Raw genomic sequence first — 24,748 nt, 5'->3', positions numbered from 1 at the left:
TGCGGGGGCCGCTCCGTGCTGTCGGCCTGGCTGCCGGTCCCGGACTAGTGCCGTCCGGGATCAAGCGGTGTGATTCAGCCCTGCGCGGCACGCGCGCGGCGGTAGAGCACCGCGCCGCCGAGCAGGAGACCCACGGCCGGGACCGCGATGCCGAGCTGGCCCGCACCGGTGTGCGCGAGCTCGCTGGCCTTGGCCACCGGGAAGGAGGAGGCCTCCTCCCGGTGGGCGGCCTTCACCTCGGTGGGCGGCTTGGCGTGATCGGCCGGCTTGTGGCCGGGCTTCTCCTCCGACGGGGTGTGCTTCGCCGGGGGCTTGTGACCGGGCTTCTCGGCGGGCGGGTTGTGCTTCGCCGGGGGCTCGTGCGGGGCCGGGTGGCCGGGCCGCTCGTGCGGCGGCTTGTGGCCCGGGCCCTGCGGGCCGTGGCCACGGGAGGGGCCGTTGTTGACGCACTCGTTGCCGGTGGCGGGGTTGCCGATGCCGACGACGTCGACGCTGTTCCCGCACGCGTTGACCGGCACCTGCACCGGGACCTGGACGGTGTTGCCGGACCCGACGCCCGGCGAACCGACGCTCTTCCCGTCGGCCCCGTGACCGCCGTGGCCGTGGCCGTTCCCGTGGCCCTGGTTGCCGTGGCCGTTGCCGTGGTTGCCGTGGCCCTTGCCGTGGCCGCCGGACACGTTGGCGCACTTGTTGCCCGAGGCGGGGTTGAGCAGCCCGACCACGTTCACCGTGTTGCCACAGGCGTTGACCGGCACGTGCACCGGGACCTGGACGGTGTTGCCGGACGCGACGCCCGGGGAGTGCGCGGCGGTGCCCATGGCACCCGAGTCCGCGTGTGCGGCGTAGCCGCTGGTCACGGCGAGTACGCCGCTTGCCGCCGCTGCTGTGAGCAAGCCCTTCTTGGCGACCTGTCGCATAGCTATTCCTTCTGCTTCTACCAAGCGGAATGCGCACGGCCGAGTCGGCCGTGCGCCGAATGCCCAGCGACCCCGGAGCGCATGGCGCGCACTCCGGGGCCGCCTTGATTCACACCCTTACGGGCTGAGGAACAACGTCAGTAGTTGACGCAGGTGTTACCGAAGGTGGGGTTCAGCAGCCCGACAACATTGAGCGTGTTGCCACAGGCGTTGACCGGCACCGCGACCGGCACCTGGACGACATTGCCGGAAGCAATGCCGGGCGAGTTGACGGCAGCTCCCTGGGCGCCCGAGTTCGCAGCGGCCACACCCGCGCCGGCGAGCACGAGACCACTGGTGGCAGCCGCAGCAGCGACAACCTTCTTGAGCATGGGGTTCCTCCTTGTTGGCAATGCGGTCCCAGCCGCGGACCGCATAGATGTAACGACGAGGAGGTGGGCGAGCTACGTGATGCTTTGGCCATTCACTCTTTCCGGTTAAGTGCGCGACGGAAGCGCACAAGTTGACGAAATGCTCAGGCCTCGTCCAGGAACCGGTCGAGCACCCGCGCGCCGAACTTCAGTCCGTCGAGCGGCACTCGCTCGTCCACACCGTGGAACATCCCGGCGAAGTCCAGCTCCGGCGGCAGCTTGAGCGGCGCGAACCCGAAGCCGCGGATGCCCAGGTCGTCGAAGGACTTGGCGTCGGTGCCGCCCGAGAGCATGTACGGCACGGCGCGCGCGATCGGGTCCTCGGCCCTGAGCGCCGTCTGCATGGCGTCGACGAGGTCGCCGTCGAAGGAGGTCTCCAGCGCCTTGTCGGCATGAACGTCCTCGCGCTTGACCTTTGGCCCGAGGATCCGGTCGAGGTCGGCGAGGAACTCCTCCTCGTAGCCCGGCAGGAAGCGGCCGTCGACGTGAGCCGTCGCCTGCCCCGGGATCACATTGACCTTGTACCCCGCGCCGAGCATCGTCGGGGCGGCGGTGTTGCGCAGGGTCGCCCCGATGAGCTTCGCGATGCCGCCGAGCTTGGCGAGGGTGGCTTCCATGTCCTCGGGGTCGAGCGGGGTGCCGAGCGCGTCGGACAACTCGTCGAGGAAGGACCGTACGGTCTTGGTCACCCGGACCGGGAACCGGTGCCGGCCGAGCCGGCCGACCGCCTCGCACAGCTCCGTGATCGCGTTGTCGGTGTTGGTCATGGAACCGTGCCCGGCGGTGCCCTCCACCGTGAGCCGCATCCAGTGCATGCCCTTCTGGGCGGTCTCCACCAGATACAGCCGCAGATTCTCGTTGACGGTGAAGGAGAAGCCGCCGACCTCGCTGATCGCCTCGGTCACCCCGTCGAAGAGCCCGGGGTGCTTGTCCACCAGGAAGCGGGCGCCGTAGGTGCCACCGGCCTCCTCGTCGGCGAGGAAGGCGAGGACGACGTCGCGCGGCGGCTTGCGGCCGGAGCGCATCCGGTCGCGGACGACGGCGAGCGTCATCGCGTCCATGTCCTTCATGTCGACCGCGCCGCGTCCCCACAGGCAGCCGTCCGCGATCTCGCCCGCGAAGGGGTGGTGGGTCCAGTCGTCGGCGTCGGCGGGCACGACATCGGTGTGGCCGTGGATCAGCAGCGCGGGCCGGGAGGGGTCCTCGCCCTCGATCCGCGCCACCGTCGAGGCCCGCCCCTTGTGGGACTCGAAGATCTGGGGTTCGAGCCCGACCTCGGCGAGCTTCTCGGCGACGTACTCGGCGGCGGCGCGCTCGCCGGGGCCGGAGTGGTCGCCGTAATTGCTGGTGTCGATCCGGATCAGATCACGACAGAGGTCGACGACCTCGTCCTCGGCGCTCGGGCCCGTTCCGCTACGGCCCGGCTTCGACTCGCTCACGCTGCCTCCTCGTGGTTCGCCGCCGGGGCCGCCGCAGCCCGGCGGCCCCGGCGTGGGTCCACGGCCATCCTCTCTCTCCCACCCGCACAGCCCAAGGCCGCAATGCTGCCGACACACGCCCGTCACGAGTCCCCGGGGCGCCCGGCCGGGTGATCGAGCACCCCTGGATGTTTGCTATTGTTTTCCCTGTCGGAAGGGCAGCGGCCCCGAAGACAGACACCTTGTCCGGGTGGCGGAATGGCAGACGCGCTAGCTTGAGGTGCTAGTGCCCTTTATCGGGCGTGGGGGTTCAAGTCCCCCCTCGGACACCAGTAAAAAACCCCAGCTCAGCTGGGGTTTTTTGGTTTTTGCGGCCGGTCGATCGGCACGGGTGCGTAGGGGCGCGGTCAGGCGCTCACCTCGGAGTGCACAGGAACGGGCGGCCGCACTCCTGTGAGTGCCTCCGCTCGGGCAATCAGGCGGGGCGCGAGTTCGGGATACCAGCCACGGGCTACGGCTTGCAGCATCTCCGCCAAGGCCGCGAGCTCTCCGACTCGGCCGGCCGGGGAGTCCAGGACCGAAGCGAACTCCAGCCGGACACGGTCCGCCACATCGGGAACGAGCAGGCTGTTGGCATGGAGCAGACCCGCGTCGTACCCGTAGGGCACCAGCCCCCACCGTTCCCAGTCCAGCAGGGTCAGGGGCATGGTCGTGAGGTTGCCCCAGTGCAGGTCACCGTGACCGGTCACCCGCTCCACCTTGGCGGGAGCCGGGACGCCGAGGAACTGAGGGAAGGCCCGTTCGATCCAGCCATCCCGGACGGTGGCCTTCGCCCCCTCGGCTTCAGCAAGCAGGTCAAGGGCTTGGCGAAGGTCCGTCCACCACTCATCCGGCAGTCCCGGGTCGATGTCGATGTCGGCTCGATGCGGGGACACGACGGGTTGCGTCACGTAGTCCAGGACTTCCGCCTCGAAGGCCCACTCCCCGTCAGTCCAGTCGTACACCTCGTACAGGCGCGGGCGTGGGACGGCGTCAGGCACCAGCAGGGATGCCCCCACGACGCCCTCCCCCCGCTTCCTGCCCGCGTTCCTCTCGGCGGTCCGGCCCACCCGGAGCCACCGGTCCCCTGCCCGGCGTCCGAGGGTGACGCCGAGGAACCCCCATGCCAGCGGACCCGAGCACGTGAGACCCAGAGCCTTGGCCGCTCGGGCGTGAGCGGCCTCCATCAGGGTTTGTACGTCCTCACTCGGCGGCGAGTTCATCGGTCACCCTCCTCAGTTCCTGCGCTGTCAGCGGCGCAGCCAGAGCCTTTGCCGCATCGTTCCAGTGTTCGCGGGTGCTCGCGGAGGTCAGGACGACATCGAGGCCGGGGCACGATCCAGCAGTCAGCAGGGCAGCGGCTGCGGCCGACAGGCCGGGGCAGATGAAGTTCACCAGGTCGGGTGTCATGGCATCCAGCAGTTCTCCACCGTGCAGAGGTGCGGAGCCGAAGGTGATCAGCCCGGCGTCCTTCGCTTGCACCAGCGGCCCACCGCCGTTGAGTGCCTGCGTGATGGGGTCGTCCATGATCAGGCTCACGGGCATCTGCAATCCCGTGAAGTGATGCTCGGCGGAACCCGCCGCCTCTCGTGCCAGCGCGAGAAGTTCGGGCACGCTGAACGCTCCGGAGCGCAGTCCGGACCATGTGGCGACGCCGTACCCGCCGATCCGGCCCGCACGGGCGAACTCTTCCAGCACCGTGAAGGCGTCCCGCACACGCCAGTGCAGAGCCGCACGGTCAAGGCCGTGCCCGTCGTGTTCCGGGTTGTGGACGAACACCAAGTCCACGCGGCCGAGCACGGCCAACGAGCGCTCTGTCTGCCAGCGGACGAAGCCAGGGGCAAGGCTGTGCCCGCCGAGCGTCTCTTCCCGAGGGAGCACGCCATCGGCTTGGGCAGCACGGCCTTGTTCCCCAGTGAGGAACCCCGTCTTCGTCGCTACCCGAACAGTCGGGTACTCCCCAAGGACCGGACCCAATTCCTCATGTGCCCGGCCGTGCGCGTAGTTGGGCGCTGTGTCCACCCAGGGACTACCGGCGGCCATGGCAGTGCGCGCCGCCTGACTCACGGCACGCACCCGGTAGGTTCCCAGGGCCAGGGCCGCCGTCACAGGCCAGTCCCTACGACCGCAACGGCTTGACCCTCGATGAGGGCGGAGACCAGTTCGGCCACGTCCTTGACCTCCAGTCCTGCGGAGTCGGCGAGTTCGCCGAGCGTGGTCGGCTGATTGGTCAACAGGGTGCCGAGGGCGGGCGCGGCGGACTCTGCGAAGTCCCAGGCCGTACCGGCTGCCGAGAAGGTGACCGTGCCATGTGCGCGGTTCGCCGTCAGGCGGCCCCTCGGGGCGGTCAGCTTGACCGTGATCTCTCGCCGTGCGGGGAGTCCGTCCACGTACGGCAGCGAGGGAATCGCGTGCCCCAGGTCGGTCGTGTCGATCGACTCCGCCCACCGCTCCACCAAGCGAGGGTCCGCCATCATGTCCAGCACCTCACGACGCATGGCGTCGATGAAGTCCGACTGTTCCGGCAGGGAGGCGAAGCGCGGGATGTCCCTGCGTAGCGCGAGGGATGACCGAAGCTGATCCACGACCCAGAGCATGAGGTCAGCGCCCGTGTGCGGGACCATGCCGAACGTCAGGTGTAGGGACTCTGTCCCTTGATCGGCGGTGACCGCATGCCACCAGCCGCGCGGCAGGTAGAGCACATCACCGGGAGCAAGGACGATGTCCGCCACCGGGTCACCCTCGGGCTTCTCCGGCGACTCCACGTCCCGGAAGGTGGGTGCCTCTCGGGTCGTCCCGTACAAGCGCCACCGCTTCGAGCCATGCACCTGCACCACGACGACATCGTGATCGTCCCAGTGCAGGCCGAAGCCCTCACGGTCGGTCCACGACGCGTACACGTTGGCCTGGACGGAAGTTCCGAGGAAGCGTTCCAGCCCCTCAGCGGCCACGCCCACAGCGGGGTGGATCTTCTCGACCGCATCGAGGACCAGCGACGCCCCGTCTTTGAGCTGGGCGTGGAAGTCGGCCGGCTGGATGCGGGACCAGGTGACCGCGCGGCGGTTCGTGGTCGGGATCGCGTAGCGGTGAATGGGCACCATCTCGCCGTCAGCCGACAGGCGCAGCCGGGGCGGCTCCAGCCGTTGAGTGGCGATGATCCGGTTCAGGTCGCCCCAGGAGAACAGGCCCGCTGTGTCGGCGGTGCCGGGGAAGTGCGCGTATGAGCGGTGGTACGTCTGGGCGAGGAACGCGTCCCCGCCCAGACGCCCCGCCCACGAGGCTGCATCAAGCATCGTGGGCAACCCCGCTAGTCGTTGCCGTCGGAACGGCCACTGCTGACGTCCGACTCCTGCTCGGCACGGGTGCGCGCGGCCACGATCTTCCGCTTCGCAACGAGCAGGCCACCCCCCTCGGGGGCGACCGAACCGGTGTTCTCTTCCACCATCGGACTTACCTCTCTTCTCGGGAACTCCCGCCGGGAATCCGGCAGGAAGCAAAGGGGACAGCGGCGAGTGCGGCGGTTACCGGGTCGCCAGGGTTCCGGCGAGAACCAGAGCCACGCTGCCGAGGACCATCGCCAGGTAGAGCGGACCCGCGTACCGGCCGAAGTGCCGAAGGACCCACCGCCCTAAGCCGGACATCACGCCGACCCTGGCGACAGGCGACCCGCGCACCGAGGGCACCCGCACGGCGGGTACTTGGAAGGCGCAGCCAGGATCACCACCTTGCGCGGGTCCACCTGCACCTCACGCACCGGGCCGAACGTCCGGCCGCCGTCATGCGACACCCGCAGAGTCATGCGCCCGGTCATGAGCGCGCACCATCGTCAGGGCCGAACGTCCGCCGGTACTCCAGCCCCCGACCCACGCCGTTGCCTTCGTTTCGCTCGGTCGCTGTCATGGGGGAAATCATTGACCTGGAAAGCGGCGGCTGTGTAGTTCTTTCCCGTCATGGACTAAAGATCAAGAACGGCAGGCAGCGGACCATGACGCCAATAGGGCCCTGGCTTCCTCACCGAAAGCGCATAGCTCTCCAATGTGGAAAACAGATCCAGATGCATTTGGATATCTCTTGGATCTCTCAGGATCACGACACCCGTAGTGTTCTCCACCGTGGCCAGGGTGTCGTCGTAGACGGTAAACGTATCCATCGGAGCCATCGGCTTGTGCCCCGCTATCGGGATGACGCCGAGCTTCACATTCGTCAGGTGGGTCAGTGAAGCCAGTCGGTCAATCTGCAACGCCATCGCAGCCGGGGGCAGGAGTGGCCACCGCACGGCTTGTTCAGTGAGAACGAAAGTAAAACGCTTCGTCGTGTCGTAAAGAACCTCCTGACGCTCCAGCTTCCTCGCGATCGTCTTAGTGACATCGGCCGGAGAGTGGGCAAGGCTGGCTCGAATGTACTCAGGCGTGGACAGCAGTCCGGTAATCATGGACAACAGAAAGAAACGGAACTCCGTAGACGAGGATTCCAGGGCGGCAAGTTCCGTCTGCTTCTCCTCCAGGCCCCTCCGGCGCAGCGAGCGCAGGTCTTGCCATTCCGTATTGGCCAGCCTCGCGAGAGCGATGACCTCCTCGGTGACCTCGGGCGGAGCGACAACAGCCCGAAGGATTCTCTCCAGGTCGAGCAGGCTCGGCAGGACTTTCCCATTCTCGATCCGACTGATCTTCGATTGGGACATGTTGCAACGCCGAGCGAGCCGGTCCCCAGTGAGGCCGGCTCGCTTGCGTAGATCTTTCAGCAGGGCCGCCAGTTCCTGCTTTGGCTGCCCCAACTGTTCAGGATCGAACGTCACCGCTCACGTACTCCAGGAATGGAACCGACTCGGCAACGGCAATGCGCTTCCACTGCCGGTAAGGCTCCGGATCACCCTCATACAATTCCCGGTTTATCTGCGTCCCGTCCGTCCGGTAATTCAGCAGGACAACCTTGGACTCATCGAACATCCAAAAGTCCTGATCTGGTAGTCCAGGGTTTTCGCGGTCGGTGAGGTCGAGGATGCGGATATCCTCGCCCGCCTTCACGTGGTGCCGGTAGTAATACTCGAACTCGAACCGGAGGTAATCCGAGAGTGGGCGGGTCACGACATGGACCCTGCCGACGCTCTTTCCTTCCGAGGACCATTGCCGAACCTCGTCCATCCACGCCGAGGTGTAATCGTCAGGCGACTTCTCCCCGGCGAGAAAGCGCTTCAGCTTCTCCGCTTCCTGGGGCATGGTGTAGACGGGCAGCGTTTCCAGCCGCCACGCCTCGCGCTCCATGGAGTCGAAGCAGTCATTCCACGCGTCACCATCCAAGTGCACGGATTGCCTCCCTGAGAACCGCCTCCGGGATTTCCACGAGCCCTTCCCCGGCGGGCGGGGTGAAGGCTGCGGAAACGTCGCCCTGCACCACGAACGATCCGGTCGCCGTGCGGTACACGTTCGGGCAGTCCTTCTCTCCGCACTCGCCGTGGCCGTTGCCCGTGAGCCGGGTGAGTGCCGAACGTTCGGACATGCCAAACCCCCTTGCTCTGGCCCCGTTTGGGCCGCCTGCCCAACGACCGTAGAGGGGGTGGCGCCACACGTCTATGCGTGAACACGACTATGCGCGTTCTTGCATAAAGAGGGCCCCGGCCCACCCGGTACGTGGTGATGCTCGCGCTCGTACAGACCGGGCGTAGCCCATGGGCGCCGTCCGGGAAGCCCAAGGGTGGGCGCCTCGGAGGAGGGTTGGTCACGTGACCAACGCATGACCAACAGGGGCCCGAGAGGGCCTGAAACAGCAGGAAAGAACAGGAGAAACGCCCGCCGAAATCAAGCCTATCGACGGGCGTTTCCCCAGGTCAGAGCGGTTGGGGGCTGGTGCCCGAGAGGAGAGTTCAAGTCCCCCCTCGGACACCAGTGAAAAACCCCAGCTCAGCTGGGGTTTTTTGGTTTTTGCGGCCGGTCGGCGCCCGCGCGGTGCGGCGGAGGTCAGCCGGCGCAGGTGGTCGGGGTGGCGTGGGCGGGGTCGAGGGCGTTGGTGATCTCGTGGAAGGCCAGGCGGTCGAGGACGCCGATCGCCACGTGCCCGGAGAGGTCGAGCGCGCAGGAGTCCTGGATGAGGACGTTGGTGACGTCGGGGCCGGAGAGGTATCCGGACCGGTACGGCGTGACGATCTCGTCGTACTTCGTCGCGATCACCGTGTAGCGGACGCCGGGCACCGTGTCGCCGCCCTCGTTCAGACGCCGCAGGAAGTCGGAGTCCGTCGCCTGGTCGGTCAGTCCGGGGGTGAGGCCGTGGATCGCGTCGCGGGCGCCGGGGACGATGTCGCCGGCTCTCCCGCAACCGGGCCCCGAGGCCGTCGGCGAGCGTGAGCAGCGCGCGGCGCCGGTACTCCGCGTCCAGTTCGTCGTGGGTGAAGCGGTGCTCGGCACCCATCGAGCGGGCCCGTTCGTCGGGGGTGACGGGGGTCGGGTCGATGCCGCGCGCCCGTTCGTGGATCCGGCGCCCGGCGGTCGCGCCGAGGATGCGTTGCAGCGCGGACAGCGGCGCTTCGGCGATCCGGCCGATGCTGTCGAGGCCGTACGAGCACAGGGTGCGGGCAGTGGCGGGCCCCACCCCGTACAGCGCGGCGGCGGGTTTGCGCGCGAGGAACGCCGCCACCGTGTCCGGGTCGCCGGGCAGCCCGCGGACCGCTCCGGGCGCCCCGTCCTGGGCGACCATCCGCGCGAGCATCGGATTGCCCGCGATCCCGACCGTGCAGTCCACGCTGTAGTGGGCGAGCGACCGGATCCGCAGGATGCCGGCGAGTTCGGCCGGATCGTGCCCGAAGTAGCGCAGCGCGCCCCGGACGTCCATGAGCGCGGCGTCGGGGGGCAGCGCCTGGACGACGGGTGTCACCTCGGCGAGGAGGGCGAGCAGCCCGTCATAGGTCTCCTCCTCCAGGGCGGTCCCGGCGGAGTGGAAGTGCACGTACAGGACGGTGCCTCCGCCCCCGGTTTCGGGAAGGGGCGGGACCGGGGAAAGCCTTCGCGTGTTCATCCCGCACTCCCCTGGCTCGCGTGCCACAACTTGCGCCCCGTGGCCGCCCCTTCACCCGCCGGCCGCAGATCCGCCCACGGATGCATCGCGTAGCCGGTGGACATCCGGATGCGCCGGTCCGGGACCGCACCGGCGGAAACCGTGGGATGCGCCAGTACCGCCGCCACCGCGCCCAGCCCGCCCTCCGCGCGCAGCGCGGTGAGCTCCGCCAGGTCCCACGCCGCCGCGCCCACCACACTGAGGCTGCGCGGGCCGCGGCGCTGCACCACCCCGCGAACCAGCAGCAGCCAGGAGTGGAAGACCGTGTGCGCGCACGCGGCGTGGGAGTCGTCGAAGAAGGCGCAGTCGACCAGGCCCGTGCCGTCGTCGAGGGTGGCGAAGACGACCCGCTTCCCCGAGCGGATCGGCGGGGTCTGGACGGCTGCCTTGGCGCCCGCGACCAGGACGGTCTCGCCGTGCCGCGCGTCGCGCAGCCGCTTCGCCGACAGCGCGCCCAACTCCGCCAGGAACTCCCGGTGGTCGGACATCAGATGGCGGGAGGTGTCCATGCCGAGCACGCTCAGCTCCGCGCCGAGGCGCTCGGCGTCGTCGAGGTCGGGCAGCCCGGCCGGCTCGGCCCGCGCGCTGTCGACCAGCGGCAGCTGGGCCGTGGCGCCGCGCTGCCGCCGGTGGAGTTCGGCGATGTGCAGGAGCAGGTCCCGGCGGTTGGTGCCGAAGGCGTCCAGCGCCCCGACCCGCGCGAGCCGTTCGGCGACGGGCCGGGAGGGGTGGGCGCGCAACCACAGGTCCTGGAGCGAGGTGTACGGGCGGCCGGCCGTGATCCGGTCCGTCTCGGCCTCGGTGATGCCGTGCACTTCGGAGAGCGCGAGCCGGATGCCGTACCCCTCCTTCTCGGACACCAGTTCGATCCGATAGGCGGCCGCCGACCGGTTCACGTCCAACGGCAGGATCGGCACCCCGCGCCGCCGCGCGTCCGCCAGCAGCAGGCGTTTCGGGTACATCCCGGGGTCGTGCGTGAGCAGCCCGGCGTAGAAGGCCGCCGGGTGGTGCGCCTTCAGCCAGGCGGACTGGTAGGTGGGCACGGCGAAGGCGACGGCGTGCGCCTTGCAGAAGCCGTAGGAGCCGAAGGCCTCGACGATCTCCCAGGTGCGGCGGGCGACGTCGGGCGGATAGCCGCGCCCCGCCGCCTCGGCCGCGAACCAGGCCCGCACCCGGCCCAGCAGCTCGGGGTCGGACAGCGCGCGGCGCGTCTCGTCCGCGAGGTCCCGGTCGCAGCCGGTCATGATCCGCAGGATCTCGATGATCTGCTCGTGGAAGACGACCACGCCGTAGGTCTCGCCCAGCGCCTCCGCCAGGTCCGGGTGCGGGAGGCGGACGGGTGCCCGTCCGTGCCGGGCCTCGATGAAGGGCCGCACCATGTCGGCGGAGACCGGGCCGGGCCGGAAGAGCGAGATGTCGACCACGAGGTCGTGGAAGGTCGAGGGCTGGAGCCGTCCGATCAGGTCCCGCTGGCCGGGGGATTCGATCTGGAAGCAGCCGAGCGTCTCGGCGGACCGGATCAGCTCGTAGGTCGCCCGGTCGCCCGGCCGCACCTGGGCGGGGTCGTCCAGGTCCAGCCGGTGCCCGGTGGCCCGCTCGATCTCCCCCACCGCGTGCGCCATCGCGGACTGCATCCGTACCCCCAGGACATCGAGCTTGAGCAGTCCGAGGTCCTCCACGTCGTCCTTGTCGAACTGGGACATCGCAAACCCCTCGCCGCTGGTCGGCACGACAGGGGTGCGGCCGCGCAGTGTCGCGTCGGACAGCAGCACCCCGCACGGGTGCATGGCGATACCGCGCGGCAGCGCGTCCAGTGCCTCGACGAGGCCCCACAGCCGGGTGTCGGCGGGACCGTACCGTCCGGCGGCGACACCGCGCAGCTCGGGCAGTTCCGCCAGGGCGGCCCGGGCGTCGCGCGCCCGGATGTGCGGGAAGGCCTTGGCGAGCCGGTCCACCTCGGCGGGTTCCATGCCGAGAGCCGCGCCCACGTCCCGCACGGCGTGCCGCACCCGGTAGGTCTCGGGCATGGCGACGGTCGCGACCCGTTCCGCGCCGAACCGGTCGAAGATCGCACGGTAGACGTCCAGACGGCGCGCGGACTCGACGTCGATGTCGATGTCGGGCAGCGCGGTCCGGCGCCTCGACAGGAAGCGCTCCATCAGCAGGCCGTGTTCGACGGGGTCGGCGTGGGTGATGCCCAGCAGATGGTTGACGAGGGAGCCCGCGCCGGAGCCCCGGGCGGCGACCCGGATGCCGAGCGCGCGGGTGTCGTCGACGACCTGGGCGACGGTGAGGAAGTACGAGGCGAAGCCGCGCTGCTCGATGGTGCGCAGTTCGAGGTCCAGCCGGTCCCAGTAGCGGCGGTCGCGGTCGTGGCGGCGCAGCACCAGGCCCGCCGCGCAGCGGGAGCGCAGCACGCGGTCGGCGGTGCGCGGCCCGGCTCCGACCAGGTGGGGCTCGGGGAAGTGGACGGACCCCAGGCCCAGGTGGTCCTCGGGGTCGACGAGACACGCGGCGGCGGTCTCCTCGGTCATGGCGAGCAGCCGGTGCGCGGTGTCGCGCCGGAAGCCGGCGGCCTCCGCGATCCGGCCGGCGAGGGCGGCCATGTCGCCGGGCCCCTTGAGCCAGCGCTCACCGCTGTCGAGCCCTTCGGGCCTGCGGAGGTCGATCGGCACCAGCCGCCGGGCCGCGTCGAGGACGTCGGCGACGGGCCCCTGCCCCGGGTCGGCGTAGCGCGCGGCGTTGGTCAGGACGGCTCGTACGCCCTGTTCGACGGCGAAGCCGGTGGTGCGGGCGGCGAGCCGCAGCGAGCCGGGGCCGGTGCCGGTGCGGCCGTGGCAGACGACCTCCAGCCGCAGGGCGGCACCGAACAGTTCACGCCAGGGGGCGAGCAGCCGGGCGGCCCGGTCGGGGCGGCCGGCGGCGAGCGCGCGACCGACCTCGGAGTCCGCGCCGAGCAGCACGGTGACCGGGGAGTCCCCGGTCACCGTGCCGGAGAGGCCTGAGAGGCCCGAGAGGGAGGCCCGGGTCAGTTCGGGCCGTTCGGTGCCGCCCGCGTGGGCGGCGGAGACCAGCCCGCACAGCGCCGCCCAGCCGGCCGCGCCGTCCCGGGCGAGGAAGACCGCGCGGGGCGCGGATTCGTCGACGAACGCCCCGCCGCGCACCGGGGTGCGCCGCCGGACGGTCGGGCTCGCCTCGGGGTCGGGTTCCCGTACGGCCAGGTCAACGCCGAACAGCGGCCGTACCCCGGCCTTCGCGCTCGCCTTGGCGAACCGGACGGCCCCGGCGAGGCTGTCGCGGTCGGTGAGGGCGATGGCGTCCATGCCGCGCTCGGCGGCCCGCTCGGCCAGCCATTCCGGGTGCGAGGCCCCGTACCGCATCGAGAACCCCGACGCGGTGTGCAGGTGCGTGAACCCTGCCATCGCACCTCCTGCGCTTGTGCACCCCCTGACCGATCCGGACCGCCCCTCCTGTATCCACCATAAACCAACTCTCGAACATTCGTACGAATGGATTCGGACGCCGAGCCCGGCCCGCTGTCATGGCACCGGGTCAGTGGGCGGACTTGTCGGCGGACTGCCCGGTGGCAGGTCGTTGTACGAGCGTGATGTCCACGCCGCGGGCGCTGTGGTGATAGGCCGGGGAGAAGCCGGCGCGGGTGAGGATCTGCTCCTGGGAGGCGGCGGTGCGGGCGGCGGCCTGGCGGGCGCCGGAGGAGAGGTGGTTGCAGGTGATGTGCCAGACGCGGGGGGTGTGGGTCAGGCGCCGCTGCAGAAGGTCCGGGTCGGCGGGCAGATTGTCCAGGGCGCCGAGCCCGGCGGCGGTCCGGGCCGCGCCCAGGTCGGGGCGGCCCGTGAACGCCTCCTTGAAGGCGGTGGCGATCAGGCCGCACCGGGCGCCGCTGAAGAGGACGGCATCGCCGGGGGCGTCGTGGATGCGCAGGGTTCTGACCACGGCGCGGGTGTCCCATTGGCGGCTGTCCTCCTGGCGGATGGCGAGGTGGGACGCGGCGAGAGGGACGGCCGGCAGGAGCACGAGGAGCAGCTGCCGGCGCGGGGGAACGACGGTGGCGGCTGTCGCGAGCAGCAGGGCCAGGGCCGGCAGACAGAACAGCAGATAGCGGTAGGCGAAGAGGGGGTGGCCGAGGGACACGGCCATGAGGAGCAGCGGGGGGACAGCCAGCCAGGGCACGCCGACGGCGAGGGCCAGGGACGGGGCCTTGTGCCGGCGCACCACGAGGAGGGTCAGGGCGGTGAGGGCGGTGAGAGTGAGCAGGAGCTTGAGCGCGGTGGGGAGGGTGTTCTGGCCGGGAGTGAGAAGCCAGGTGAAGTAGTTGAACGGTGTTGCGACGGTGACCGGTGCGGCTTCGCCCACGGCGGAGCTCTGGGCGGAGGCGAGGATCAGCAGCGGGACGACGGCGGCGATGCCCGCGGCCTGGGCCAGCAGCAGGCGTACGACGACGCGGCGGCCGGGGCGCCGGAGGACCACGGTGACCGCGTGGGCGGCCACCAACAGCAGTCCCAGCACGTTGAACCAGCCCAGCAGGGCTATCAGCACGGCATAGCCGGCCGGCCACAGGACCCGGGCACGGCCGGACAGGACCTTCACCAGGGCACCCGTGGCCAGCACCGCCACCGCCATGACGAAGGCGAACGAGCGGGCCTCCTGCGCGTACCGCGACGCGGTCGGCAGAACGGCGAGCAGCAGCCCCGCGTACAGCCCGAGACGTGGACCGCCGAGCAGCCGTCCCAGCCAGGAGAGACCGGCTACCGCGACGGCCACCGCCACCGCGGAGGGCACCCGCGTCAGGAACTCGTTGAGCCCGCCGTTCGCCTGCCCGACCAGGTACATCAGCACGTAGTGCAGGCCGTGCACCGCGTCGACCCGCCCCAGCAGTTCCATCATCTGCGGCCAGGACCGCCGTGCCACGTCAATGGTGACGATCTCGTCGGTCCATGCGGAGGGTTCCGTGTTCCCCCATACCCCGAGGACGAGCCCGACGACCGGCGTCAGCCATCCGGCCACGCGCGTCCAGCGGGCACGGCCGGCGGACGCGCCGGGCATGACGGGCATCGGGGGGTGGGGCGAGGTGACTGTCACGGTGATGCTTTCGTCGCCGGTACTCCCGCACCGGGCGGTGCCGGGGACGGGCGGCGAACAGCATCGCGTGTGACACCGAGCCGAATGCGCCCCCCACGTTCGGCACATTACGTGCAATACAAACCTTTTACCCAAAAAAAGGGGGCGGGGCGGCCCTGACCTGTCGGTTTCGGCAGCGGCCGCCACGCCCGCCCCCGGCCCGCCCGAACGGCCCACGCCACCTGCGGCAATCCCTCGGGACCCGCACCATGAGGACAAAAGGATCACACCGGCGGACGAACCGGAGAACGAACCGGCGCGGCGAGGAGCGACGCATGGCCAGCTACATGACCGGCGGCACCCACCCCTCCTTCCTCCAGGAGGTGCGGAACGCGGTGACCGGCCGTGCCGCGCTGCTGGTGGTCGGGGTCCTGGTGCTCCAGCTCGCGTTCATCACCTCCTACATCGGCGCCTTCCACAGCCCCAAGCCCACCGACATCCCGCTCGGCGTCGTCGCCCCCCAGCAGATCAGCGGGCAGCTGACGGAGAAGCTCGGCAAGCTGCCGGGCGACCCCCTCGACCCGCGCGCGGTCGGCGACCGGGCGAAGGCCGAGCGGCAGATCCGCGACCGCGACACCGACGCGGCGCTGATCGTCGACCCGCGCGGCAACACCGACACCCTGCTCGTCGCCAGTGGCGCCGGCGCCTCGCTCTCCCAGGCCGTCGAGACGGTCGTCACCCGCGCCGAGCGGGCCGAGAAGCGCGAGGTGAAGGTCATCGACATCGCCCCCGCCGCCCGGGGCGACGCCCGGGGGCTGTCCTCGTTCTACCTGGTGATCGGCTGGTGCGTGGGCGGATACCTGTGCGCCGCGATCCTCGCCATCAGCGCCGGCGCGCGCCCCGCCAACCCCCGGCGGGCCTTCGTCCGGCTGGCCGCGCTCGCCCTCTACTCGATCGCCTCGGGCCTGGGCGGCGCCGTCATCGCGGGCCCGGTGCTCGACGCGCTGCCCGGCAGCATCCTCGGCCTGTGGGGGGTGGGCGCGCTGGTGGTCTTCGCGGTCGGCGCCACCACGCTGGCCCTCCAGGGGCTGGCGGGCGTCCTCGGCATCGGCCTCGCCATCGCCGTCGTCGTGGTGATGGGCAATCCGAGCGCGGGCGGCGCCTACCCCTACCCGCTGCTGCCGGGCTTCTGGCGGGCCGTCGGCCCCGCCCTCCCCCCGGGCGCCGGCACCTGGTCCGCCCGCTCCATCGCCTACTTCGGGGGCAACGCGCTGACCGGCCCGCTGCTGGTGCTGTCCGCGTGGGCGGTGGCGGGCACCGTGATTACTTTCGTCTGCGCCGCGTTCCGGCGGAAGACGCACGGCATGACGCCCTCTTGAGGCTCCGGGCCCGGCGCTTGGAAGCACGCGCGCGCCGACAGATGCTCTGGTGAGCGGTGGTGTCGCCCGGGCCGCGAGGCCACCCTGGTGGGGTGGGCTCGGACTGCGGAGGCGTGCCGACGCCTCCGGTGGAAGGGGGAGGCGGCTGTGGCGTTCGGAACGGGCGATGACCGGGGCGGAGCCCGGAGGCCGCGCCGCTGGGACCGCGCCGTGGTGATCGGCGGCGGCTACGCGGGACTGCTCGCCGCCCGGGTGCTCTCGGAGACCTTCGCCCGTGTCACCATCCTCGAGCGCGACCGGCTGCGCCCCGGCGGCGGCCCGCGCGACGGGGTGCCGCAGGCCCATCACCCGCACGGCATGCTCGCCCACGGCGGCCAGCTGCTGGAGGCCCTCTTTCCCGGGCTGCGCGGCGAGCTCGCCGCCCTCGAGGCCCCGGTCTTCGACTTCGGCACGTCCTACCGCACCCTGCTGCCCACCGGCTGGGCGCCGCGCACCCCGCTGGGCATACCGCTGCAGTCGTTCAGCCGGCCCACGCTGGAGGACCGGCTGCGCAGGCGCGTGAGCGCGCTGCCCGGGGTGCACACCCTCGACGGCTTCCACGCCGACGGCCTGGTCATCGACCGCGGCACCAACCAGGCACGCGCGGTCACCGGCCGCAGGCTCTCCCAGCGGCCCAGCGCCGACAGCCTCACCATCGAGGCCGATCTGATCGTGGACGCCACCGGGCACGCCTCCCGGCTGCCCCGCTGGCTGGAGAAGGCCGACTTCCCCCGTCCCGAGCAGCTCGTCGTCGACGCCCGGCTCACCTACACCTCGCGGCTGTACCGGATCCCCGAGACCGGGCAGCGGCAGGACTGGCTCGCCTCGGTCGAAGCCCCGTACGCCCCAGGCGTGCCGCGCGGCGGTGGCATCCTCACCGTCGAGGGCGGGCGCTGGATCGTCTGCCTCATCGCGGCGGCCGGCGACCTGCCCCCGACGGACGAGGCGGGGTTCAAGGAGTTCGCGGCGACGCTGCGCAATCCCGACGTCGCCGCGTGCGTGGCGGAGGGCACCCCGCTCTCCCGCGCCCACCGCTACACCCACCCCGGCAACCGCTGGACGCTCTTCCACAAGGTGACTCCCTGGCCGGACGGGCTGATCGCGCTCGGCGACTCGGTGTGCACCTTCAACCCCGTCTACGGGCAGGGGATGACCGTCGCCGCCGCCGAGGCCACGCTGCTGCGCAGCATGGTCCGGCAGTGCGCCACGGCCGGGGACCCGGCCGGGTTCGCCCAGCGGTTCCAGCGGCGCTGCGCCCGGATCGTCCGCGTGCCGTGGACGCTGGCCACCGGCGTCGACCCGGCGGGCCGTGCCTGCCGACCGTCGATGGTCCACCGGATCGCCCGCTGGTACGTGCTGAACCTCCTCGCCGTCCTCCCCGACGACCCCGCGGTCTACCGCCGGTTCGCCCGCGTCCAGCACATGCTCGGCAGTCCGGCGGGCCTGGTCCACCCCGCGGTGCTGCTGCGTCTGCTCCGTGCCGCCCCGCGCAGGGACGCGATGCGGCTGTTGCCCGGGCCGGCGCTCGGTCCCCTGCCGGGGTCGCTGCCCGGGCCGTTGCCCGGCGAATGAAGCCACGGGCGGCGGCGCGGAGCACCGTCCCGCGCCACCGCCCGTCCCCTCCACGAGCGGCGGCGCGGATTTCTCACCCCGGAGGTCACATCGTCGCGGCGAGCAGCTCCCGCGTATAGACGGCCTTCGGGTCGTCGAAGACCTCGTCACGCGAGCCGCTCTCCACGACGACCCCGGCCCGCATGACGGCGACGCGGTCGCAGAAGTGCCGTACGACGGCGAGGTCGTGCGACACGAAGAGCAGGGAGAGCCCGAGCTCGTCGCGGAGGTCCATGAGCAGATTGAGCACCTGGGCCTGCACGGACACGTCGAGGGCGGAGACCGGCTCGTCCGCGATGATCAGCCGGGGACGGGGGGCGAGCGCGCGGGCGATGCCGATGCGCTGGCGCTGGCCGCCGGAGAACTCGTGCGGGTAGCGGGTCAGATGGGCGGGGTCCAGCCCGACCTGTTCGAGGAGTTCGACGGCGCGGGCGCGGCGGGCGGCGGCGTCCAGGTCGGTGTGGATCCGTAGCCCGGTGGTGACGATCTCCTCGACGGTGCGGCGCGGGTTGAGCGAGGCGTAGGGATCCTGGAAGACCAGCTGCACGTCGCGGCTCAGCTCGCGGCGGAGCCGGGGGTCGACGGCGGCGCGCGCGATGTCCCGCCCGTCGAAGCGGACGTCTCCGGCGGTGGGCCGCTGCAACCCCGCGAGGACGCGGGCGGTGGTGGACTTCCCCGACCCCGACTCCCCGACGAGCCCGAGGGTCTCCCCCGGCTCGATCCGCAATCCGACCCCCCGCACGGCCCGCACGGGCTCCCCCCGCCGCCCCCACGGCCCCCGCCGCCGCCCACCGAACTCGACGTGCAGGTCGACGACTTCGGCGAGGGGCCTCTCGGCCGCAGCAGCCATGTCCGCCGCGACGTCGCCCGGCCCGGGTGACGCGGACCGGCGGTGCCCGGCGAGACCAGCCCCCTGTCCGGCACCGCCGGAAACCGCCGCCGGTCGACTCGCCGTCGCGACGGAAAGAGACACCCCGGCCCGTGCCGCGTCCAGCGGTTCCGACACCGCGGCCCCGGCGGCAGGCCCCGCCGCGACGGCGCCCGGCCCGGGCAGCGCCGACCGATTCGCCGTCGCGGCGGAAAAGGCCACCCCGCCGCCCGGCAAGGGCAAAGGCACGGTCGGCAAGCGCGTGCCCGGTGTCGACGTCAAGGTGGGGGCGGCGCCGATCAGGGCGCGGGTGTACGGGTGTTCGGCGGCCGTCAGGAGTCGGCCGGTCGGGCCCTCTTCAATCAGGTGGCCGTCACGCATGACCAGCATCCGGTCGCACGTCTCGGCGACGACGCCCACGTCGTGCGTGATGAGCAGCACCGCCGTGCCGCTCTCCTGGCGCAACTCCGCGAGGAGGGAGAGCACCTGCCGCTGCACCCGCGCGTCGAGCGCGGTCGTCGGCTCGTCCGCGATCAGTACGTCCGGCGCGTTGATCAGCGCCATGCCGATCATGACGCGCTGCCGCATCCCGCCGGAGAACTGGTGCGGATAATCCCGGGCCCGGGCGGCCGGGATCCCGACCCGGTCCAGCATGTCCGCCGCCCGGGCGCGGGCCGCGGCCCGGCCCGCGCCGGAGTGGACCCGGTACGCCTCGGCCAGTTGCTCCCCCACGGAGTGGAAGGGCGACAGCGAGGCCAGCGCGTCCTGGAAGACCATGGCGATCCGCGCACCGCGCAGACCGCGCAGGCGGGCGTCGGGGGCACCGACGACCTCGACGTCCCCGACGGTGATGCTGCCCCCGACGCTCGTCCGGGCCGCGTCGTGCAGCCCCATCGCCGCGAGCCCCACCGTCGACTTGCCCGAGCCGGACTCCCCCACCAGGCCGAGGACTTCACCGCGGGCCAGGTCGAAGGAGAGGCCGTCGACGGCCGTCACCGCACCGTCCGAGCCGGAGAAGGAGACGGTCAGGTCGCGTACGCGAAGAACCGGTGTCATGCCAGCCTCACCCTCGGGTCGAGCCACGCCACCACCAGGTCGGCGACGGCCACGAACACCACCACGAAGAAGGCGGCGAGCAGCACCGTGCCCACCACCGTCGGCAGGTCGTTCTGGACGACGGCGTCGACGGCGAGCTTGCCGACCCCGCCGAGTCCGAAGACGGTCTCGGTGATGAACGCCCCGCCGAACAGCGCCCCCGCCTCCAGGCCGAGTAGTTGCACCAGTGGGGCGGCGGCGCCGCGCGCCGTGTATTTCAGATGGGCCCGCAGGACGCCGAGGCCCTTGCCGCGCGCGGTGCGCACGTACCCCTCGTGCATCGTCTCCAGCATCTGCGCGCGGGCGAGGCGGGCGAAGACGGCGGCGTTGACGAAGCCGAGGACGAGCCACGGCAGCAGCAGGCCCGCCACCCACGCGCCCGGCCCGTCGCCGAGAGGGCTGTAGCCGGGGAGCGGGAAGACGTCGCTCGCGTAGACGAGCAGGTACTGCAGTACGTAGCCGAGGAAGTAGATCTGCACGCTCGCGCCGACGAGGGTGAAGCCCGACAGCAGCCGGTCGGTGGGGGTGCCGCGGCGCAGGGCGGCGAGGAAGCCCACGCCGATGCCGAGCACCCCGATCACCACGAGCGCGCCGGCGGCGAGTGACAGCGTCACGGGGAACCGGTCGCCGATGGCGTCGAGTACGGGCTGGTGGAGGGTGTAGGAGTAGCCGAGGCAGGGGGCGGCGCAGTCGATGGGGCTGCCGTCGACGTCGGCGATGGTGCGCCCGGCGACGAGTCCGCGCAGATAGTCGGTGTACTGGGTGACGAGGGGCTGGTCGAGTCCCATGCTGTGGCGGACGGCCTCGACCTGTGCGGTGTCGCACTTGGGGCCGCAGGCGATGAGCGCCGGGTCGGAGGGTGCGGCGTAGAAGAGCCCGAAGGCGGCGGCGGTGATCGCGAGGAGCACCGCCGCGGCCTGCAGGGCCCGCCGGAAGACGTAGCCGGTCATGCTTCTCAGGACTCTTCTCAGGACTTCTTGAGGTACAGCGAGGCGGCGGCGATGGAACCGTAGATGGGGTGGATGGCGGCGCCGCCGATGTTCGCGCCGCGGAACTGGGAGACGCTGGTGTAGAGGAAGGGCACGACCGGGACGTCCTTCATGACGGTGCGCTCCAGGGCGATCAGGGCGTCGGCCTTCTGCCGGGCGTCACCGATCCCCGCGATGCGCTCCAGCTCCTTGTCGACCTCGGGGTTGGCGTAGCGGATGGAGTTGGCGAGGGCGTCGAGCTTGCTGTGGAAGCTGTCGGGCAGCAGGGTGGCCGGGGTGGGCCAGTCGACGGAGTTGGTGGACAGCCACATGTCGTAGGGGGCGGGGCCGCGGAAGACCTCGTTGGTGAAGGTCGCCTTCTCCAACGGCTTGACGACCAGCTTGATGCCCGCCTTGGCGAAGGCGTCGACGAGGACCTGGGCGAGGCGGTCCTTCTCGGGGGCGTCGCTCTCGTAGGCGTAGGTCAAGGTGGTGACCTTGGTCTTGGCCCGGGCGAGGTGCTCCTTGGCCTTCTCGACGTCGCCGGTGGGCTTGACGGGGTAGAGGTCGTACTTCTTCCAGCCGACGACGGCGGGTGAGGAGAGGGTGGTGGCGAAGTCGCCCAGGCGCGGGCCGCCGAGGACCTGGCGGGCCTGCTCGCGCGGGAAGAGGTAGTGGATGGCCTTGCGGACCTCGGGGTCGGTGACGCGGCTGTTCTTGATGTAGAGGTCGCTGGTGAAGGCGCCCTGGCTGCCCGCGACGATCAGTTCCTTCTTCTTCGGGTCGCGCGCGGCCTCGGCGTACAGCTCCGGCGGCACCTCGCTCTTGGTGGTGACGGTGTCGGGTCCGGCGCCGCGGGCGTTGAAGACCTCCTGGGCGGTGTTGAGGGTCTTCTTGCCGAAGGTGAACTCGAAGCGTTCGGGGTACTGGTGGCGGATCGGGTCGGTCTCCGCCTTCCAGTGCGGATTGCGCTCCAGGGTCAGGCTCTGGTTCTGCTTGTGTTCGACGATCTTGTACGGTCCGGTGGCGAACGGCCGTACGTCGTAGCCGGTGCCGGTGTCCTTGTCCTCGCGCACGGGTGAGGAGGAGGACTGGGCCGCCATGTACGGCACGTCGGACTGCGGCTTCGGGAAGCGGAAGACGATGGTCTTGTCGTCGGGGGTCTCGATCGCCTTGAGGTCGCCGTCCTTCGGGCCGCCGTACTTCTTGACCGCGGCACTGCGGTCCTCGGAGTCGGTGAGCCACTCCGGCCAGTAGGTGGGGCCGAGTTCGAAGCCGGGCGCGAAGGTGCGCTCGATGCCGTACTTGATGTGCGCGGAGGTGATCGGCTTCCCGTCCTCCCAGGCGACGCCGTCCTTGAGCCGGTAGGTCCAGGTGCGGCCGCCGTCGGAGGACTTCCCCGTGTCGGTGGCCAGGTCGCCGACCAGCTTGGGCCTGCCGTCCACGACCTGGTACTGGGTCAGCTGACGGCCCCACAGCAGCGAGGTGCTGTAGCCCTCGCCCGCGTAGGTCTTCTGCGGGTCGAGGTGGGAGTAGTCGTCGAGGTTGGCGACCTTGACGGTGCCGCCGGAGCGTGCGCCGGAGACCGCGGGCGCCGGGCCCCGGCTGTCCGCGGCGGTGCCGAGCGTGACGGTCAGCCGCTGGCCGCTCTTGGCGGCCGTGGCGCCGCTGCCCTCGGCCCCCTCCGCGCCCTTGCCCGCACCGGCCGAGCAGGAGCACATCAGCAGGGCGGCGGCAGTGGCGAGCGCCGAGACGACTGTGCTGCGCGGACGGATGCGGGCCATGGTGAACTCCGTTGATCGGAAATGGGAAGGAGAAGGGGAAGCGGCGCGCCCCATGAGGGGCACGGGGAACTGCGCGGCAGGCCGAAGCCGACCCACAGTCGGCAACGCTTCCGGCGGAAGCCTCAGCGCGCGGTCCGGGGGTCGAGCGCGTCCCGGACCGCGTCGCCGAGGAGGTTGAAGGCGAGGACGAAGACGAGGATGGTCACGCCGGGGAAGACCATGTAGGTCGGGTCGTCGTAGAAGACCTCGGAGCCCCGGGAGATCATCCGGCCCCAGTCGGGGACGGGCTCGTCGATGCCGACGCCGAGGAAGGACAGCGCGGCCTCGGCGGTGACGATGCCGGGCACGGCGAGCGTGATGTGGACGAGCACCGGCGCCCAGACGTTGGGCAGCAGTTCACGGAAGACGATGTGCCGACGGCTCGCCCCGAGGGCCCGTGCCGCTTCGATGAACTCCCGCTCGCGCAGCGACCGTACGGCCGTGCGCAGGACCATCGCCAGCGGCACCCAGCCGAAGGCGGCGAACACCGAGATGAGCACGGTGAACTGCATCCAGACGGGTTCGTTCTCGCCGGGGTCGACGAAGCGCGTCTCGACGACGGGGCCGAGCGCGAGGAGCAGCAGCAGTGTCGGGAAAGCGAGCAGCACATTGCATACGAAGGTGAAGGCCCGGTCGGCGATGCCGCTGAGGTAGCCGACGGTGACGCCGAGGACGATGCCGACAACGGCGATGACGGCGACGGAGGCCAGGGCGACCAGCAGTGACGTCCGCATGCCGTAGAGGAGTTGGGCCAGCACGTCGCGGCCGAGGCCGGGTTCGATGCCGAACCAGTGGTCGGCCGAGATGCCGCCGCCGGGCAGGACGGGCAGGCCCTCGGGGCTGAGCAGGCCGGGGGTGTTCTGCCCGTAGTGCTCGGTGGCGTCCTTGCCGTAGAGCGCGACGATCAGCGGGGCGGCGAGCGCGAGGACGGCACACAGCAGGACGACGGCGAGCGCGGCCATGCCGGTCCGGTCACGCCGGAAGGCCCGAACGGCAGTGACGAAAGGGCCGCGTGAGACGGGGCCCGAGGGTCTGTCTGAGTGCTCTTCGGCCATTGCTGCGGCGCTCCTGAATCGCTCCGGCCGCCGCGCTGTCATCGGGCGAGCCTCTTTTCGGCCGGACTGCGAGGGTCTCTCAAGTCGGGCTGCGGATCATTAGATCCAATGGTCAATCGCGCCGCAAATCGTTCTTTTGAAGGCTCCTCTGTTGTTTAAGCAATGATTACAAGGAATCCTTGCTGGTCAACGCTCCTGAAACATTAATTCCCACCATTCCCACCCAATCCGGGCGCCCGTCGACGCCCGCCGTTTCCCTGAGGACACATACGAGACCTACCTCACACGAAATCGCGCCACTACACAGGGTTTTCAACCAGCGACCGAAAGTGTTCGATCGGTGTGCGTTCATGCTCGCGTTACGCAAGACTCCGTCCGTTATCTGAAGCAACCAACAAAGGAGTGTTCGTAATGCGGTACATCACTGGAGGGATCGCGCTGGGCGCCGCCATGGCGCTGGGCGGCCTGCTGAGCGCCGGAACGGCGGCGACCGCCGCGCCCTCGGCGCAGACGCAGAGTCTGTTCGCGCCCTCTGCACTGGTGCTGACCGTCGGTGAGGGCGAAAGCGCGGCGGACTCGGGCGTACAGCGAGCGGTGACGCTCAACTGCACGCCGAAGGCCTCGGGTACCCACCCGGCCGCACGCGCCGCCTGTGACCAGCTGCGTGCCGTGGACGGGGACTTCAAGGCCCTCGTCACCACGAAGTCCGACCGGGTCTGCACCAAGGAGTACCGCCCGATCGTCATCACCGCGGAAGGCGTCTGGGACGGCCACCGCGTCTCGTACGAGCACAAGTTCGCCAACCCGTGCATGGCGTCGGACGGCAAGGGCGTCGTCTTCGAGTTCTGAGGCCACCGCCCCCGAACGACAGCCGGTATGACCGCACGAGCTGCACGCCCGCACGAGCTGCACGAGCTGCACGAGTGAACGACCCGTGCGACTGAACGACCCGTACGACCCGCACAGGGAGCGGCCCCCGGACACCGTGGAGGTGTGTCCGGGG

General features: G+C 70.9%; 18 protein-coding genes, 1 tRNA gene and 3 pseudogenes. 4 read left to right on the top strand and 18 right to left on the bottom strand.

Going from position 1 to position 24,748, the window contains the following annotated elements:
- Nucleotides 1-74: 74 nt before the first annotated feature.
- From ACZ53N_RS14375 to ACZ53N_RS14365, 3 genes are all read right to left on the bottom strand, one after another.
- On the bottom strand, nt 75-917 hold the full coding sequence (locus ACZ53N_RS14375) for a chaplin (RefSeq protein WP_469141163.1): 843 nt from the start codon (nt 915-917) through the stop codon (nt 75-77).
- A 137-nt stretch (nt 918-1,054) separates the two neighbouring features.
- Nucleotides 1,055-1,288, bottom strand: a complete 234-nt coding sequence (locus ACZ53N_RS14370; RefSeq protein WP_370418568.1) for a chaplin — start codon at nt 1,286-1,288, stop codon at nt 1,055-1,057.
- A gap of 143 nt (nt 1,289-1,431) precedes the next feature.
- Entirely contained in the window at nt 1,432-2,766 is a 1,335-nt protein-coding gene (locus tag ACZ53N_RS14365; RefSeq protein WP_209514409.1) for a M20/M25/M40 family metallo-hydrolase, read from the bottom strand.
- A gap of 223 nt (nt 2,767-2,989) precedes the next feature.
- Here ACZ53N_RS14365 and ACZ53N_RS14360 point away from each other — a divergent pair.
- Nucleotides 2,990-3,077: transfer RNA gene (locus tag ACZ53N_RS14360), tRNA-Leu, on the top strand.
- A gap of 75 nt (nt 3,078-3,152) precedes the next feature.
- Here the strand turns inward: ACZ53N_RS14360 and ACZ53N_RS14355 are convergent.
- From ACZ53N_RS14355 to ACZ53N_RS14305, 11 genes and pseudogenes are all read right to left on the bottom strand, one after another.
- Nucleotides 3,153-3,803, bottom strand: a complete 651-nt coding sequence (locus ACZ53N_RS14355; RefSeq protein WP_469141162.1) for a hypothetical protein — start codon at nt 3,801-3,803, stop codon at nt 3,153-3,155.
- Between the two features lie 184 nt (nt 3,804-3,987).
- Nucleotides 3,988-4,893: an aldo/keto reductase gene (locus ACZ53N_RS14350; protein ID WP_469141161.1), complete on the bottom strand. Its 906-nt coding sequence runs from the start codon at nt 4,891-4,893 to the stop codon at nt 3,988-3,990.
- Complete coding sequence (locus ACZ53N_RS14345) at nt 4,890-6,077, bottom strand: JmjC domain-containing protein (protein WP_469141160.1); 1,188 nt, start codon at nt 6,075-6,077, stop codon at nt 4,890-4,892. Before ACZ53N_RS14345 ends, ACZ53N_RS14350 begins: the two co-directional genes overlap by 4 nt.
- A gap of 14 nt (nt 6,078-6,091) precedes the next feature.
- Nucleotides 6,092-6,229 carry a hypothetical protein gene (locus ACZ53N_RS14340; protein ID WP_169435287.1) on the bottom strand — a complete coding sequence of 46 codons (138 nt, stop codon included), beginning with the start codon at nt 6,227-6,229 and terminating at the stop codon, nt 6,092-6,094.
- A gap of 517 nt (nt 6,230-6,746) precedes the next feature.
- A pseudogene (locus ACZ53N_RS14335) lies at nt 6,747-7,579 on the bottom strand (helix-turn-helix domain-containing protein).
- Nucleotides 7,563-8,087, bottom strand: a complete 525-nt coding sequence (locus ACZ53N_RS14330; protein WP_469141159.1) for a DUF6879 family protein — start codon at nt 8,085-8,087, stop codon at nt 7,563-7,565. The pseudogene ACZ53N_RS14335 and the gene ACZ53N_RS14330 overlap by 17 nt, the downstream one beginning before the upstream one ends.
- Complete coding sequence (locus tag ACZ53N_RS14325; protein WP_469141158.1) at nt 8,071-8,280, bottom strand: hypothetical protein; 210 nt, start codon at nt 8,278-8,280, stop codon at nt 8,071-8,073. Before ACZ53N_RS14325 ends, ACZ53N_RS14330 begins: the two co-directional genes overlap by 17 nt.
- Before the next feature lie 458 nt (nt 8,281-8,738).
- A pseudogene (locus tag ACZ53N_RS14320) lies at nt 8,739-9,068 on the bottom strand (lipase); the annotation flags it as partial.
- A gap of 214 nt (nt 9,069-9,282) precedes the next feature.
- A pseudogene (locus ACZ53N_RS14315) lies at nt 9,283-9,789 on the bottom strand (Y-family DNA polymerase); the annotation flags it as partial.
- The gene (locus ACZ53N_RS14310) at nt 9,786-13,250 is read right to left on the bottom strand and encodes a DNA polymerase III subunit alpha (protein WP_469141157.1); all 3,465 of its coding nucleotides are present in this window, start codon (nt 13,248-13,250) and stop codon (nt 9,786-9,788) included. The pseudogene ACZ53N_RS14315 and the gene ACZ53N_RS14310, both read right to left, overlap by 4 nt.
- 130 nt (nt 13,251-13,380) lie before the next feature.
- On the bottom strand, nt 13,381-14,892 hold the full coding sequence (locus tag ACZ53N_RS14305; RefSeq protein ID WP_469141156.1) for a glycosyltransferase family 39 protein: 1,512 nt from the start codon (nt 14,890-14,892) through the stop codon (nt 13,381-13,383).
- 350 nt (nt 14,893-15,242) lie between these two features.
- On the opposite strand from ACZ53N_RS14305, the gene ACZ53N_RS14300 reads away from it, so the two are divergent.
- Entirely contained in the window at nt 15,243-16,286 is a 1,044-nt protein-coding gene (locus ACZ53N_RS14300) for a DUF3533 domain-containing protein (protein WP_469141155.1), read from the top strand.
- Between the two features lie 147 nt (nt 16,287-16,433).
- A complete protein-coding gene (locus ACZ53N_RS14295) occupies nt 16,434-17,897 on the top strand; it encodes an NAD(P)/FAD-dependent oxidoreductase (RefSeq protein WP_469141154.1) in 1,464 nt (487 codons plus the stop codon).
- An 85-nt stretch (nt 17,898-17,982) separates the two neighbouring features.
- On the opposite strand, the gene ACZ53N_RS14290 is transcribed toward ACZ53N_RS14295, so the two are convergent.
- The 4 genes from ACZ53N_RS14290 to ACZ53N_RS14275 form a co-directional block, all read right to left on the bottom strand.
- Nucleotides 17,983-19,860, bottom strand: a complete 1,878-nt coding sequence (locus tag ACZ53N_RS14290; RefSeq protein ID WP_469141153.1) for a dipeptide ABC transporter ATP-binding protein — start codon at nt 19,858-19,860, stop codon at nt 17,983-17,985.
- Nucleotides 19,857-20,849 carry an ABC transporter permease gene (locus ACZ53N_RS14285; protein ID WP_469141152.1) on the bottom strand — a complete coding sequence of 331 codons (993 nt, stop codon included), beginning with the start codon at nt 20,847-20,849 and terminating at the stop codon, nt 19,857-19,859. The genes ACZ53N_RS14290 and ACZ53N_RS14285 overlap by 4 nt, the downstream gene beginning before the upstream one ends.
- A gap of 17 nt (nt 20,850-20,866) precedes the next feature.
- Complete coding sequence (locus tag ACZ53N_RS14280; RefSeq protein WP_469141151.1) at nt 20,867-22,651, bottom strand: ABC transporter substrate-binding protein; 1,785 nt, start codon at nt 22,649-22,651, stop codon at nt 20,867-20,869.
- A gap of 122 nt (nt 22,652-22,773) precedes the next feature.
- Nucleotides 22,774-23,745: an ABC transporter permease gene (locus tag ACZ53N_RS14275; RefSeq protein ID WP_469141150.1), complete on the bottom strand. Its 972-nt coding sequence runs from the start codon at nt 23,743-23,745 to the stop codon at nt 22,774-22,776.
- 411 nt (nt 23,746-24,156) lie between these two features.
- On the opposite strand from ACZ53N_RS14275, the gene ACZ53N_RS14270 reads away from it, so the two are divergent.
- Nucleotides 24,157-24,594, top strand: a complete 438-nt coding sequence (locus tag ACZ53N_RS14270) for a subtilase-type protease inhibitor (protein ID WP_469141149.1) — start codon at nt 24,157-24,159, stop codon at nt 24,592-24,594.
- Nucleotides 24,595-24,748 lie beyond the last annotated feature (154 nt).

The organism is Streptomyces sp. NPDC033229, from assembly GCF_055576875.1.
Note: the sequence above shows the minus strand (reverse complement) of the source record. Positions and strands in the feature narration are given on the sequence as shown.